Annotated in this window: 13 protein-coding genes; all 13 read left to right on the forward strand. The window is 50.8% G+C overall.

The features are described from left to right. Positions 1 to 762: 762 nt before the first annotated feature. The 13 genes from recG to Q0117_RS05715 all read left to right on the forward strand — a co-directional run bounded on the left by recG (position 763) and on the right by Q0117_RS05715 (position 14534). Positions 763 to 2346, forward strand: coding sequence for an ATP-dependent DNA helicase RecG (gene recG / locus Q0117_RS05655; protein WP_297923709.1), 1584 nt, complete (start codon positions 763 to 765; stop codon positions 2344 to 2346). Positions 2347 to 2558: 212 nt separating this feature from the next. Beyond that, a complete protein-coding gene (locus tag Q0117_RS05660; RefSeq protein ID WP_297923606.1) occupies positions 2559 to 3041 on the forward strand; it encodes a hypothetical protein in 483 nt (160 codons plus the stop codon). A 495-nt stretch (positions 3042 to 3536) separates the two neighbouring features. Next, entirely contained in the window at positions 3537 to 4778 is a 1242-nt protein-coding gene (hisS, locus tag Q0117_RS05665) for a histidine--tRNA ligase (protein ID WP_297923608.1), read from the forward strand. After that, positions 4775 to 6613: a biosynthetic arginine decarboxylase gene (gene speA, locus Q0117_RS05670; RefSeq protein WP_297923611.1), complete on the forward strand. Its 1839-nt coding sequence runs from the start codon at positions 4775 to 4777 to the stop codon at positions 6611 to 6613. Before hisS ends, speA begins: the two co-directional genes overlap by 4 nt. Further along, positions 6610 to 7305: a serine O-acetyltransferase gene (gene cysE, locus Q0117_RS05675; protein ID WP_297923613.1), complete on the forward strand. Its 696-nt coding sequence runs from the start codon at positions 6610 to 6612 to the stop codon at positions 7303 to 7305. Before speA ends, cysE begins: the two co-directional genes overlap by 4 nt. A gap of 10 nt (positions 7306 to 7315) precedes the next feature. Continuing rightward, positions 7316 to 7795 carry a hypothetical protein gene (locus Q0117_RS05680; RefSeq protein WP_297923615.1) on the forward strand — a complete coding sequence of 160 codons (480 nt, stop codon included), beginning with the start codon at positions 7316 to 7318 and terminating at the stop codon, positions 7793 to 7795. Further along, positions 7792 to 8970: a pyridoxal phosphate-dependent aminotransferase gene (locus tag Q0117_RS05685; RefSeq protein ID WP_297923617.1), complete on the forward strand. Its 1179-nt coding sequence runs from the start codon at positions 7792 to 7794 to the stop codon at positions 8968 to 8970. Before Q0117_RS05680 ends, Q0117_RS05685 begins: the two co-directional genes overlap by 4 nt. Positions 8971 to 9732: 762 nt before the next feature. Continuing rightward, complete coding sequence (locus tag Q0117_RS05690) at positions 9733 to 10275, forward strand: 4'-phosphopantetheinyl transferase superfamily protein (RefSeq protein ID WP_297923619.1); 543 nt, start codon at positions 9733 to 9735, stop codon at positions 10273 to 10275. Then, a complete protein-coding gene (locus Q0117_RS05695; RefSeq protein ID WP_297923621.1) occupies positions 10272 to 10688 on the forward strand; it encodes a hypothetical protein in 417 nt (138 codons plus the stop codon). Before Q0117_RS05690 ends, Q0117_RS05695 begins: the two co-directional genes overlap by 4 nt. Further along, positions 10669 to 12159, forward strand: coding sequence for a beta-ketoacyl synthase N-terminal-like domain-containing protein (locus tag Q0117_RS05700; RefSeq protein ID WP_297923623.1), 1491 nt, complete (start codon positions 10669 to 10671; stop codon positions 12157 to 12159). The genes Q0117_RS05695 and Q0117_RS05700 overlap by 20 nt, the downstream gene beginning before the upstream one ends. Next, a complete protein-coding gene (locus Q0117_RS05705) occupies positions 12156 to 12584 on the forward strand; it encodes a hypothetical protein (RefSeq protein WP_297923625.1) in 429 nt (142 codons plus the stop codon). Before Q0117_RS05700 ends, Q0117_RS05705 begins: the two co-directional genes overlap by 4 nt. Continuing rightward, positions 12577 to 13311 (forward strand): 3-oxoacyl-ACP reductase FabG, encoded by a 735-nt coding sequence (fabG, locus tag Q0117_RS05710; protein ID WP_297923627.1) that lies wholly within the window; start codon positions 12577 to 12579, stop codon positions 13309 to 13311. Before Q0117_RS05705 ends, fabG begins: the two co-directional genes overlap by 8 nt. Further along, positions 13305 to 14534, forward strand: a complete 1230-nt coding sequence (locus tag Q0117_RS05715; protein WP_297923628.1) for a beta-ketoacyl-ACP synthase — start codon at positions 13305 to 13307, stop codon at positions 14532 to 14534. Before fabG ends, Q0117_RS05715 begins: the two co-directional genes overlap by 7 nt. Positions 14535 to 14541 lie beyond the last annotated feature (7 nt).

A 14541-nucleotide genomic window follows, 5' to 3' on the forward strand; every position in this document is an offset into this window, starting at 1 on the left:
GCGGCAGCGCAAAAGCTGATCAAAAAATACCTAAGCGCGGACGCGCTTTTAGCCTGCGGGCTGCGCGCGGACGAGGCGGCGGTACTGCTCGCGCTACACGAGAGCTCGCCGCGCAGCGTGCGAATGCTAGCCGCGCTAAATAGGCAGCTCAAGGAGGGCGGCGCGGAAAATTTCGGCGATCGCGACGACGTTTCAAACAGCAGCAGAATTCCGAGCGGCAGTGAAATTTTAAGCGATGAAATTTCAAGCAGCGATAAAATTTTAAATGACGGCGGAATTTCAGATAACGGCGAAATTCCAAGCTCGCAAAACTCGGTCGCCGCCGAAATTCTAAAGGGCAGATCGCAAAATGATGAAATTTTTGGAGGTAAAATTTCAAACTGTCCTCAAAATGGCGGAGTTCTTGCCTACAGAACAAAGCACGACGCGGAGAATGAAATTTTAAGCGGCGAAATTCCAAAGAGCGCGGAGACTTCACTCCTCCCAAGCCTCCGTGACGGCGAGATTGCGAGCGATGAAATTGTAGACGACGAGGAGCATCAAGTACACGGCACTGAGATTTATAACGACGAAAATTTTAATATCCAAAGCGACGATAATTTTCTTGCCACATACGGCGCCGAGGCGCGTGAGGATGAAATTTTAGACGATCTTAAAGCTGACAATGATGCGGCTGCAAGCGGCGATAAAATTTCAAACGACCTAGTATCCGGTACCCAAGCAGCACAGCTAGCAGACGTTCAAACTGCGACAGCCCAGCCCATGCTAGAGCATGTCGCGACCGAGCAGTCCATAGCCGAGCAAGCCGCAATCGCAAAACAAAATTTAAGCACCCAAGACGTAGATGCGCAATCCGCAGCAATCCAAACTTCAAGCCAAGTAGCGAGCGCGCAATTCGCGACCATCCAAACTTTGAGCACGCAAGCTGCGGGCGCGCAGCCTGCGTGCGATCAAATCAAAAATGTTCAGGCGGTAGTAGCCGTGCAGACTGCAACCGCAAAGCCTACGATCGCTCAGACCGCAAGCGCCGCCGAGGCTGTACAGGCTGCAGCCGTCGCGTCCATGAGCGGTGCTGAAATTTTACGCACGCTGAAATTTGTCGAAATTCTAAACTACCTGCAAAAGCTAAGCGCAAAAAAAACGAGCTTCCCTGCGCAAATTTACCCGCTGCACGACATTTCAGACTGGCTTGCTTCACTTCCTTTTGAGCCTACGCGCGATCAGCTGAGAGCGATAAAAGACATCGCTAGCGATCTACAAAGCCCTCTGGCACGCCGCCGCGTCGTCATGGGCGACGTAGGCAGCGGCAAGACGCTCGTGATCCTCGCGAGCGCGGCGATGAATTACCCGCGCATCAGCTATCTGATGGCGCCTACGAGCATCCTAGCCGAGCAGATTTACGCCGAAGCTCTCCGTCTGCTGCCGCCGCAGATCAAAGTCCTGCTCGTAAAAAGCGGCGATCGCGAGCCGAATTTCGCAGGCGCGCACCTTATCATCGGCACTCACGCCCTGCTCTACCACGAGCTCGCGCCGTCAAATCTCATAATGGTCGATGAGCAGCACCGCTTCGGCTCGAATCAGCGCGAAAAGATTGCGCGCCTCACGGGGAGCGGCGAGTTTCGCGCGCATTTCATTCAATTTAGCGCCACGCCGATACCGCGCACGCTAAGCATGATCCAGTCCGAGCTTGTGAGCTTTAGCTTTTTAAAACAGCTGCCGTTTGAAAAGCAGATCAAAACAAAAATCCTGCAAAATGACGGATTTACGGGCTTTATGCAGGATCTGCGCCGCGAGCTCGCCGTGGGCAATCAAGCGATCATCGTCTATCCGCTCGTGCAGCAAAGCGAAAGCTCGGTCTATCAAAGCCTTGAGGAGGCGGCGCCGTTTTGGAAGGCTCAGTTTGCGGACGTAATGATTACCCACGGCAGCGACAAGGACAAGGAGGAGGTCCTGCGCCGCTTCCGCGACGAAGGACGGCTACTGATAACTACGACGATCGTCGAAGTGGGCATCTCGCTGCCGCGGCTTAGCGTCATTTTAATCGTGGGCGCCGAGCGAATGGGGCTCGCGTCGCTTCATCAGCTGCGAGGGCGCGTCGGACGCAAAGGCCAGGCGGGGCGCTGCTACCTCTACACCAAGCTCAAATCCCCGCCGCAGCGCCTGCGCGAGTTCGCAGCGACACTAGACGGATTTAAGGTCGCAAATATCGATCTGAAAAACCGCCAAGGGGGCGATCTGCTGGGCGGCTCGGTACAGCACGGCGCGATGTTTACGTGGTATGATTACGAAGAGGACGTGACGGCTGCGGCAAAACAGCGACTGAAAGACATAGGACGGGGTGCATGAAATTCTACGAGATGTGATAGAATTTAAACGTAATTTAGCCGCGGCAAAATTTTACGAAGCGAATGCGATTATGAGATAATGGGCGATCTGATATAAAATTTGAAATTTCACGGCGCAGATTGCATCGGATAAAATTTAGAGCTTTACCAAGCCTTGTTTGCTTTTAATTTCTAAAATTTATGCAACTTAAAGTCCAAAAAAAGGAGAGCAAAATGGCTTACGTGACCTACGACAAGGCAAAATGGCACTGGGGTGCGAAAAATGCGCCGACCGACATCCCGCAGGAAAACGGCGCGACGCACATCGCGTTTTTCTTCCGCTGGTGCATGGAGCGCAAGCTCTATTCCAAGGACTTCGCGGCGGACTTTGCGGACGATATAGCGCGGATGGACGATAGCTTTGATTATCGCGGGTATTTCTTTGGCGCCATGGACGGCGTGCTAGGTAGCGAGGAGCTAAACACCGCGGGCAAGGCCTTTGCGAAGGCCTACTACACCACGGACCGCACGAAATTTGCCAAAACGCACGGCTGGTATTTACAGGACTATTGCGACTTCGTCGCGCGAAAATTCGGCGATAAAAACTTCGACAACGCCTATTTTTACATAGAAAACTCGCCGCAGAATTACGCCGAGATCAAAGAGATCATCGACCGCCGCTACGAGGAATTCTTGAGCTTCAAGGAGGCAAAGTAGAAATTTTACCGCCGAGCTTAGCCGGTTTAAAATAGACGTCCAATCCGAAACGGCGCGCGATCTGCGCCGCGGTAAAATTTAAAATTTTGCGTAGCGCTTTAAATTTACGAAGCGTACGGCGAGCTGGCGCGACACATTGCAAATTAAATTTTAAAATCAAACCGCTTCGCAGTGCGAGATACATTAAATTCAGCGGCGCGCTGTTTTTGTAAGCCTGGCGCTGTATTTGCAAACTCTCGGCACGCAATATTAGAAGCCGTCCGCCGATCGTTGTGCCGTAAATTTTATAAACGCCAATCGTTTAAAACAATTCTCAAAGATCGCGCAATCCGCATTTTAAAAATAAATTTGAAATTTTAAAATCATCGCGGCGCGCGATGCAAATAAGCAGAATCGATACGTTGCTGCGAGCGGCAGGGCTTAAAATTTAGGAAAATTTAACTATAATCGCCGCAAAAATTTGAAAATTTTAAAATTTCACAAAGGATTTTATCGATGATCAAGGCACTTCGCGGTATGAACGATATTTTGGACGAACAGGCGCGCATCTACTCGCAAATTTTAAACGTGTGCGAGCGCGTGGCGCGCAATTACGGCTTTTGCCTCATCGAAACGCCCAAACTCGAGCAGACCGCGCTATTTCGCCGTAGCGTCGGCGAGAGCAGCGACATCGTCGGCAAGGAGATGTATGAGTTTAGCGACAAAAGCGGCGATAGCGTCTGCCTGCGCCCCGAAGGCACCGCAGGCGTCGTGCGCGCCTTTATCGAAAAAAAGCTAGACCGCAGCGGCGGCGTGCATAAATTTTATTATCAAGGCTCAATGTTTCGCTATGAGCGCCCGCAAAAGGGGCGCCTGCGCGAGTTTCATCAATTCGGAGTCGAGTGCTTCGGCGAAAATAGCGTTTATGAGGATGCGAGCGTGATCTTGATGCTAGCTCAAATTTTACGCGAGCTAAATGTCGCCGCAACGCTTAAAATCAACTCTTTAGGCGACGAGGAGTGCATGCCAGCGTATAAAACCAAGCTCGTAAATTTCTTGCAAGGACACAAAGATAGGCTCTGCGAGGACTGCCAAAGGCGCATAGACACCAATCCGATCCGCGTACTGGACTGCAAAAACGAAAGCTGCCAGAAAATTTTAGCCGCCGCACCTCTTATAACGGAAAATTTAAACGATGTCTGTGCTGCGGAATTTGCGCAGCTGCAAAGAATTTTAACCCAAAACGGACAAAAATTTGAAATCGATGCGAAACTCGTGCGCGGGCTTGATTACTACTGCAAAACCGCCTTTGAGTTCGTCTCATCCGAGCTTGGCGCACAAAGTGCCGTAGGCGGCGGCGGGCGTTACGACAGACTCGTAGAGTTTTTAGGCGGCAGAAAGACGGCGGGCGTGGGCTTTGCGATCGGCATCGAGCGAATAGCCGAAATTTTAAAAACGCGCGAAGCCCCTCAAGAGCGCGAGGGTCTTTATATCGGCGCGCTGGATGAAGCGTTTGTTAGCACGGCATTTTCGTTTGCATTAAAGCTGCGGAAGCTTTGTAAAACTCAAATTTCATACGAGCCTAGGAGCTTAGCCAAGCATTTAAAAGCAGCCGACGGGGCGGAGACGAAATTTTGCCTTTGCATCGGGCAGGACGAGTTTGACCGCGCCGAGGTGTGGTGCAAAAATTTAGAGGATCAAAGCACCTTCGCGATCAAATTTAAAGAGGTCGAAGCATTTTTTAAGGATAGAGCATGAGCGATTACGGACTAAATATTTGGGGAAATTCCAACTTCACGATAGACGGGGGCAAACTATGCCTAAACTCCGATTTTAAGCAGCCTTTGGTGGATATAATAAAAGAGATCCGCGCAGACGGCGTGCGAGGCCCGATACTGCTGCGCTTCCCGCACCTCATCAAAAAGCAGATCGTTGAAATTTACTCAAATTTTAACCGCGCTATTAAGGAGTTTGATTACAAGGGAAAATTCCACGCCGTCTATCCGCTTAAGGTAAATCAATTCCCGGGCTTCGTTAAAAATTTAGTCGATATCGGCGAGCCTTACGGATACGGACTCGAGGCCGGCAGCAAGCCCGAACTGCTGCTAGCAATGGCGTATAACAAATACGGCGCGCCGATCACCGTAAACGGTTTTAAAGATAAGGAGCTCATCAATATCGGCTTCATCGCCGCAGAGATGGGGCATAACGTAACGCTTACGATCGAGGGGTTAAACGAGCTTGAAACCATCATCGAAACGGCTAAGGAGCGATTCGCGCCAAAGCCATTCATCGGGCTTCGCATCAGGCTGCACAACTCCGGAAGTGGTATGTGGGCGAAAAGCGGCGGGATAAATTCTAAATTCGGTCTTACCTCGACCGAGCTTATAGAGGCGATAAACTTACTCAAGAAAAACGACCTCATCGAGCAGTTTACGATGATCCACTTTCATATCGGCTCACAGATTACAGAGATCCATCCGCTCAAAAAGGCCCTCATCGAGGCGGGTAACATCTACACCGAGCTTCGCAAAATGGGCGCAAAAAATTTAAAATCCATAAATTTAGGCGGAGGTCTCGCTATCGAATACTCCCAAGCCAAAGAAAGCTCCAACCGCAACTATACGCTAAAAGAATACGCCAACGACGTGGTTTTTTTGCTAAAATCGATCGCAGAGGATAAAAAAGAGGCCGAGCCGGATATCTTTATCGAGAGCGGAAGATACGTAGCCGCCAGCCATGCGGTGCTCGTAGCGCCGATTTTGGAGCTTTTTACCCAAGAATACGCCGAAGAGAAGCTCGCCCTAAAAAAGGACAATCCGCCGGTAGTCGCCGAGCTATACGATCTGTATAAAACTCTAAAGCCGTCCAACGCGCTAGAGTATCTGCACGATGCCATGTCGCACATGGAGAGCGTGCTTACCCTTTTTGATCTGGGATACGTCGATCTGATCGACCGCTCAAACGGCGAAATTTTGGTTCATCTAATAATGCGAAAGGCGTATGGAATTTTAGGCAACAAGCAAGAATACAGCAATTTCTTAAACTCCTTAGGCAACGCCCAAGAACGCTATTTGGTAAATTTCTCGATCTTTCAAAGCCTGCCCGATTTTTGGGGCATCAAGCAGCACTTCCCGATCATGCCGCTAGAGAGGCTGGATGAGCGCGCCACGCTATCGGCGTCGATCTGGGATATCACCTGCGATAGCGACGGAGAGATAGAATTCGATAGTCAAAAAAATCCGCTCTTTCTGCACGATTTTGATCCCGAAAAAGAGGAGTATTTTTTGGGCTTTTTCCTTGTCGGAGCCTATCAGGAGGTGCTTGGCATGAGCCACAACCTCTTTGCACACCCCACTGAAGCGACCGTGATCTTAAAGGATGACGGCGGTTTTGAGATCAAGGATTTCATCGAATCGCAATCGGTCATCGACATCTTGGAGGATATGGACTACGACGTAGTAGATATCCGCGAAAGCCTAAACGAGCGCGTCGAAAAATCAAATCTCATAGACGCAAAAGAGAAAAAGCATATCCTGGGCGAGCTATATCTGTTTTTAAACGACAACAGCTATCTAAAGACGATCAAATGAATTTTTGGCAAATTTTAAAACAGGACTTCACCGAGCCCTTGCGCCAAGATCCCGCATGCAACAGCGTATTTGAGATATTTTTCTGCTATCCCGGCGTCTGGGCGCTAATAAATTATCGCTTCGCGCATTTTTTCTACGAGCGAGGTTTTAAGCTCATAGCTCGCGCGATTAGCGGACTTAGCCGCATAATCACCGCCGTAGATATCAACCCGGGCGCACAGATCGGCTCGGGCGTATTTTTCGACCACGCTACGGGGCTTGTCATCGGAGAAACGGCGATCATCGGCGATAACTGTCTGATCTATCAGGGCGTAACTCTCGGTGGCGTGAGCTTAGAGCACGGCAAGCGCCATCCGACGCTGCAAAACGGCGTCGTAGTAGGCGCAGGAGCTAAGGTGTTAGGCAATATCACGATCGGCGAAAATTCCAAAATCGGCGCAAATTCCGTCGTCGTAAAGGATGTCGCGCCAAACTGCACCGCCGTAGGAGTACCGGCTAGAATTTTAGGAAGCTGCGAGAGCGATCCTTTGGCGCATAATAAAATTCCCGATATCAGCCAAGAGCTTATCAAATATCTCATCAAGCGTATCGAAATTTTGGAAGAGTGCATCTGCAGCGGCAGAAAAGATATCTCCGCAATGGATGAGGATCTAAATAAATTCTACGAAGAGTATCTGAAATCATTAAAATAAGAGGGTTAAAGTGAAAAAAGCTCTATTTTTTACAATTTTTGCTATTTTGTCGGCAAGCGGCAGCGATGCTAATAGCGCGAAAAATTCCGCGGACGACGCCAGAATAAGCCTAGTAAAAAGTCTATACATCAAGGACACCTATTTTGGCGATCACAAAAATGCCCTATCAGCTTCTTTCAGATCCGTGCTTATGCAAGATGAAGCATCTGCTGGCGAAGGTGAGGTGGGCTGTTTGGACTACGATCCGGTAATCGGCGGTCAAGATGTCTGCGACGACGCGAAATATGATTTTGAGCTAGGGCAGCGCGATACCGTCGTAGTAACTCAGACCTGCCCCTACGGCGCGCAGACGATAATCTACAAACTCGTCCGTAGCGGAGGAGATTATAAAATCGACGATATCTACGACCAAGACCCAAGTAGCGGCAGGGCTTTTAGCGTCAAAAATCAAATTTTAAATTGTCTAAACCAATCCAAGGAGCATCAATGAAATTAACACTTTCAAGTCGCGTAAGCAAGCTCGGCGAAAGCCTAACAATCGCAATCAGCACTAAAGCCAAGCAGATGAAAGCCCAGGGGCAAGACGTCGTGATCCTAAGCGCGGGCGAGCCCGATTTCGATACCGCAGAGGTCGCCAAAAAGGCTGTCATAGAAGCTATGGCCAAGGGCTGCGGAAAATATACGCCGGTTGCTGGCACGCCTGAAATTTTAAATTTAATCGCGCAGAAGCTAAAGCGCGATAATGCTCTAAACTACAGGCCTGATCAGATTATCACCAACGTAGGCGCCAAGCACTCGCTATTTAACGCCTTTAACTGCATCTTAAACGAAGGCGATGAGGTTATAATACCGGCGCCTTATTGGGTCACCTACCCAGACATCGTAAAATTTTGCGGGGGCAAGCCCGTCATCGTAGACACCAAGGCGGAAAACCGATACAAAATCACCGCCTCGCAGCTCAAAGCCGCGATCACGCCGCGCACGAAGGCGCTGTGCCTTTTCAACCCGAGTAACCCCGCAGGCGCCGTATATTCGCGCCAGGAGCTGCAAGAGCTTGCGGAAGTACTAAAAAGCACGGATATTTTAGTAATTGCCGATGAAATTTACGAAAAAATCGTCTTCGGCAAGAGCTTCATAGCCGCAGCAAGCATCAGCGAGGATATGTTTGGGCGCACCGTGACGATCAACGGGCTAAGCAAATGCGGCGCGATGCCCGGCTGGCGCTTCGGCTACACCGCCTGCGCAATCGATGAGCTAAATAAGGCGATGATAAACCTGCAAAGTCAAAGCGTCAGCAACGTAGCAAGCATCGTCCAGGCAGGCGCTATGCCGGTGCTGCGGGGCGAGGCAGACGATTATATCGAGGAGATGAGGCGCGAATACGAGCGCAGGCGCGATTTTGGCACGGACGCGATAGGCGCGATTCCTGGGCTTAGTGTCGTAAAACCAGATGGCGCATTTTATTTCTTCATAGATTGCTCCCAGGTAGAACCCGATAGTATGAAATTCTGCATGCAACTGCTAGATAAAGGGCTCGTAGCCACGGTGCCAGGAAGCGGATTTGGCATGGATGGGCACTTCCGCATAAGCTTTGCGTGCTCTATGGAAAATCTAAAACGCGGCTTTGAGCGCATAGAAAAATTCGTAAAAAATTACCGCATATAGGCATGCCAGCGGAATTTTAATCTAAATTTGTCGTAGCTTAGCAGCGAAATTTTTACATAAAATTTAATGCGGCTTGGCGGCAAATTTAGTGTGGCACGGCGTAGCTCAGAATTTAATGCGGTTGTTCTAGCTAAGCACGATTAAATTTCGAACCACTTTAGTTTAAGGACATTTAAATCTCGAGCTGCCGTATTCAGGAGCGCTTAAATTTTATGCCGTTTATTCAAATGCGGCTAATTTTGCGCTGTCATACTGCGATGTCTGCTGCGCCACGCACTGCTCGTAGTTTTAAATTTCGCTTCGGAATTTTAAAATTTTATCGCATGACACATCTAGATTTCATTGCAAAAGCTCCGGCGCAAACGCCGCCCGCGATAGAAATTTTATCGCGGAATTTTTAAAATTCCGCGCCGATATTTTCAAAACCTTACACTGCCTGCCTCTTGATACAGCCACGCTAAAAATTTAACCAAACATGACGGTCGTCGCACGAGATACGACAAACAAGACGAGCGCAACGAATACAGCCGACGCCGCATAGCGACACGCGACGAACCAAAAAGCGCGCGGTGCAGATCAAAACGCGCTAAATTTTAAAATTTTACCGCGCGCGGCGCCTTGGCGCAATTCAAAACGCGATAAATTTTTATAATTTAATGCGCCTTTGAATCCAATCGTATCAAATAAATTTTAAACGAAATTCTAACGCTACAGCACTATTTTATATTTTTATAAAGACTATTTTAGTAAAATCAGGGCTTTATGAGCGAGATAAAAATTTTAATCACCGACGAGGATCTGTGCACCCCGAGGCAGCTTTTGAGCAGGCGCGATAAGAAGCTGGCGCGAACGCGAGGCCATCTGCGCGAGTTTCGCGTTTCGCGGGCGCTTAAGTCGCGCTTTAAAAAGCGCGGAAAATTTTGCATCTCGCACAAAAGCGCGGAGGGCAAAACGATCGTCGCCGTGGCTCTAGCGAGGCAAAAATTCGGGCTCGATCTTGAAATTTTAAAACCGCGGAATTTTGCCGCGGCGAGCGAGTTTTGTTTCAACGACTTTGAACGCGAACTTTTGGCGGCGGCGGACGAGAGCGAAAAAGCGCTCGTTTTTTATAAAATTTACACGATCAAAGAGGCGCTAATTAAGGCGCGAAGCCTAGGTTTTTACGCGCTTGATCGCGTGGGGCTCGCGCGCGGCGTAGGCGGTGAAGCTCTGGCGCTTGATGAGCGCGGCAAGGCGTGGTCGCACAAAAGCTATATTTTGGAGGGCCAGATTTTGATTTCGCTCGTTTTTAGGGAGAATTTTTGAGACCTGTTTATCGTTTTTACGCTATTTCTAAAACGGCTTTCATTCTGCTTTGCGCCGCGTTTTTTATAGGCGGATGCGCGCACAAAGCGCCTGGGCAAATAGCGGAATTTAGCCAAAAACAGTTCATCTTGACGGATACTAACGGCGTGAAAAGCAGAGCCCTGATCTCAAAAATTTCACCCGCAAACGGCGAGGAGAGCCGCTACAAGCTCGTCTGGCTCGATATGCTAGGCGCGCCGATAGCACGCAAAATTTTATCGATCAAAGGCGGCGAGGCTAAATTTCGCAACGACGGCTTCCTGCCGCCCGATTCGCAAAGCGAGCGAGTATTTTTAGCCCTGCTTGAGAATGCGGATAAACCGAATTTCACCATAAACGCAAAGGGGCGCCGATATGACGCAATATCTAAGTAGCCCCGGGCTCATCTGTGCGGGCGCAAACAGCGCTGCAGAGCTTTTTAGCGCGCTGTGCGAAAAAAGATCCGCGCTGCGAAAGCTTGATGTCTGTGGTAAAAATTTCATCTTCGGGCGCGTGGATACGCCGCTGCCGCAGATCAAAGATCGCGCCTACGCCACGCGCACGAACGCTCTGGCGCTTTATGCCTGCCTCGGCGTGCACGGACAGATCGAGCAAGCCGTGAAAAAATTCGGCGCGCACCGCGTAGGAGTGGTGTTTGCAACCACCAACACCGGCGTGCAGGAAAACTATGCGGAATTTTTCGCCTGCGGTAAAGACGCGGGAAATTTTATCTCGCAAGACGGCGAGAGCTCCGCGCCGTGCAGTGAAATTTCTGCGATGAACGGCGAAAATTTCGCCAAAATTTCAAAAAATGCAAACGATAAATTTAAAAACTTCTGCTTCGAGCGCAACTCCCACGCAAACCCCGCAAATTTTATCCGCGAATGCTTCGGGCTAAAATCCGTCGCGATCGGAGTTTCGAGTGCGTGTACCAGCGGAAACAAAGCTCTCATCGAAGCTTCGCGCCTCATCTACGCGGGACTTTGCGATGCGGTCGTATTCGGCGGCGCCGATGCATTAGACGAGCTCACGCTGCAGGGCTTTAGCGCGCTTGAAATTTTAAGCGAGCATCCGCTCAAGCCGTTTTCAGAGGCGCGATCAGGCACAAATCTAGGCGAAGGGGCCTGCGCATTCGTGCTTTCGCGCGAACACATAAGCGACGTCGCGCTTTTGGCTCACGCCGCAAACTCCGACGCCTACCACATCACCAAGCCCGATCCCGGCGCACGCATGCAGATCACGGCGATCAAAACCGCGCTGAAATCGGCTCATCTGCAAAGCGTGGACTACGTAAATCTGCACGGAACGGGCACTGCGGCTAACGACGCGATGGAGGCCTTAGCTATGAGCGCCGCCCTACCCTTAGCGCTCGCAAGCTCGTCCAAATGGGCGATCGGACACACCCTGGGCGCTGCGGGGGCGATCGAGCTTGCCGTCTGCTACGAGGCGATCAGACAGGGCGTGATTCCGCCGAATTTTACGAACGATAAAATTTGGCGCGGCTCGGAGGCTGAAATTTTTCGTGGCGCGCAGGCGCGGCACGGCGAGCGAAACGACGAAATTTTAAACAACGCAAGCGATCAAATTTTATGCAACTCGGGCGATGAAATTTTACAAAACGCGCAGAGTGAAATTTCAAAAAGTAGCGCGGATGAAATTTTGGCTGCGTCTAAAGCTTTGCAAGACGCAGGCGATAAAATTTTAAAATACGCTGCGGATCAAGCTTCGCAAACGAGCGAAATCTCCGCGGCGCTGTCTAAATTTAATCTCGCGTGCGAAGCCAAAAAAGCGCGCGTAGATACCGCGATGAATCTAAGCTTTGCTTTCGGCGGAGACAATGCCGTAACCATAATAGGACGAGTATGAGAGCCTCTAGCATCCTACCGCAGAGCGGATATATGGTCTTCGCGGATGAAATTTTAGAGGTTAGCGATGGCTACGTAAGCTGCGCGTTTAGCGTTAAAGAGGACTCGCCGTTTACCGAAGACGGCGAACTCGGCAGCTACGCGTATATGGAGATAATGGCGCAGTGCATCGGCGTGTATTCGGGCTACCGAAATGACGGCGAGGCAAGGCTCGGGTTTTTGCTGGGCGTGCGGAACCTCGATATTTCGCGTTCAAGCCTGAAGGTGGGCGAGCGCGTGATCGCGACGGCGAGGCAGAGCGTAAGCGACGGCGATGGGTTATATATCTTCGACTGCGAGATCCGCTGCGGCGGCGAACATATCGCAAGCGCCACGCTAAGCGTAATGCGCGCGAGCGACGAAATGATAAAGAGTATAAATGGCTAAGAGAATTTTAATTACCGGAGCAAGCGGCGGTATCGGCGAGGCGTGCGCGTTAAATTTAGCACAAAAGGGCTATGGCTTGGCGCTAAATGGGCGCAACGAAGCAAAGCTAAAAGACGTAGCGAGGCGCTGCTTGGACGCGGGCGCGGCGGAAGTTCAAATTTTAAAATTTGACGTTGCAGACACTGCCGCGGCACAGGAGCGTATCGAAGCAGACATAGAGGCAAACGGCGCGTACTGGGGCATCGTGCTAAATGCGGGCATCACGCGGGATAACTCCTTCGTGTGGTTCGAGCGCGAGGATTGGCAAAGCGTGATAGATACAAATTTGGGCGGGTTTTATAACGTCCTAAAGCCCGCGCTGATGCCGATGATCCGCGCCAAAAAGGGCGGGCGTATCGTCGTGATGAGCTCGGTTAGCGGAATTGCCGGCAACCGCGGCCAGAGCAACTACGCCGCTAGCAAAGGAGGCCTAATCGCCGCGGCCAAATCCCTGGCGATAGAACTTGCAAGCCGCAAGATCACGGTAAACGTCGTAGCCCCGGGGCTCATCAAAACGGCGATGAGCGAAGGCATAAACGAAGCTGCAAGCGAGCAAATTTTAGGCGCGATCCCGCTAGGCCGCATCGGCGAGCCGAGCGAGGTAGCACATTTGGTGGAGTTTTTGCTAAGCGAAAATTCCGCATACATCACAAAAGAGGTTATTAAAATAGACGGTGGATTATGTTAAATAGAGTAGTTATTACGGGTTTTGGCAACGTCTGTGCATTCGGGCGAGACTGGGCGAGCATAAAGCAGAATTTGGCGCAGCAAAAAAGCGCCGTAGTTTATATGAGCGAATGGGATATCTTCGGCGAGGAACTAAATACGAGGCTTGGCGCGCCGATACAAAACTACGCGCCGCCTGCGCACTGGAATCGCAAAGATACCCGCTCGATGGGTAAGGTAGCGATGTTTGGCGTTGATGCTGCGGGCGAAGCTCTGGCGGATGCGGGGCTTTTAGAAGATGAGCGCATAAAGGACGGTCGTATGGGCGTCGCAGCGGGTAGCTGCAGCGGCGATGCGAAGGCTACGGGCGAGGTCATAGATATTTTGCATGGCAAGGATAGCACCTTCAACGCCAACTCCTACGTCAAGATGATGCCCCACACCGTCGCTGCGAATATCGCGATCTACTACGGGCTAAAAGGCAGGCTCATCCCCACGAGCTCTGCGTGCACGAGCGCATCTCAAGCGATCGGCTACTCCTATGAAGCGATAAAATTTGGCCTTGCGGATATGATGTTAGCAGGCGGCGCGGACGAGCTGCACCCAAGCCAGGCATTCGTATTTGATAAGCTCTACGCGACAAGCTGCAAAAACGACACCCCTACTCTCAGCCCTGCGCCTTTTGATATAGCGCGTGATGGGCTGGTTTTAGGCGAAGGCGGCGCTATGTTTGTGCTGGAAAGCCTCAGAAGCGCACTTGCGCGCGGCGCTAAAATTTACGCCGAGATAGTAGGTTTCGGCACGACCTGTGACGGCACGCATATCACCCGCCCACAGAGTGAGACTATGCGCGCGGCGATGCAGCTGGCGCTCAAAGACGCCGCGATTTCGCCGGATCTCATCGGGCACGTAAACGCCCACGCTACGGCGACCAGACAGGGCGACATCGCGGAATCTATGGCGACGCATGAAATTTTCGGCTCGCAAACGCCCGTGAGCTCTTATAAGGGATATTTGGGCCATACTTTAGGTGCGTGCGGGGCGCTGGAGAGCTTCATCTCGGTGATGATGATGAACGAGGGGCTGTTCTATCCGAATCTAAATTTACAAGCTATCGATCCGCAGTGCGCGCCGCTTAGATACCTCACGCAGCCGCAGGAGATAAAGACGGACTACGTTATGAATAACAACTTCGCTTTCGGCGGCGTAAATACATCTTTGATTTTTAAAAAATTTATCGACTAAAGGAGAG

The sequence above is a fragment of the uncultured Campylobacter sp. genome, from assembly GCF_937997535.1.
GTDB lineage: Bacteria > Campylobacterota > Campylobacteria > Campylobacterales > Campylobacteraceae > Campylobacter_B.